The sequence below is a fragment of the Ruminococcus sp. AM43-6 genome (assembly GCF_003461785.1).
GTDB classification, from domain to species: Bacteria; Bacillota; Clostridia; order Oscillospirales; family Ruminococcaceae; genus Hominimerdicola; species Hominimerdicola aceti.
Map to the genome: position 1 here is coordinate 1 of NZ_QTXU01000092.1, position 267 is coordinate 267.

The following is a 267-nucleotide window of genomic DNA, read 5'->3' on the forward strand; positions in this document are numbered from 1 at the left end:
ATCAGAAAATGTGAGACTTGCGGTGCAACTGAAAGCAAGAGCTTATCAGCTAAGGGTCACACAGAAGTTGTTGACAAGGTGATCCCGACCACCTGCACAACAGACGGCAAGACCGAGGGTTCACATTGCTCAGTTTGTGGTGCGGTAATAAAGGCTCAGGATATAATAAAGGCAACAGGCCATAAGTTTGGCAATTGGACAACCACAAAATCAGCTACCTGCACAGAAAGCGGTACACAGATCAGAAAATGTGAGACTTGCGGTGCA

Annotated in this window: 1 protein-coding gene; it reads left to right on the forward strand. The window is 46.8% G+C overall.

All coding sequences use genetic code 11. The annotated features are described in order from the left end of the window. Window positions 1–267, forward strand: a 267-nt coding sequence (locus DW938_RS14960; RefSeq protein ID WP_207660722.1) for a hypothetical protein, incomplete at both ends; no start/stop codon positions are given.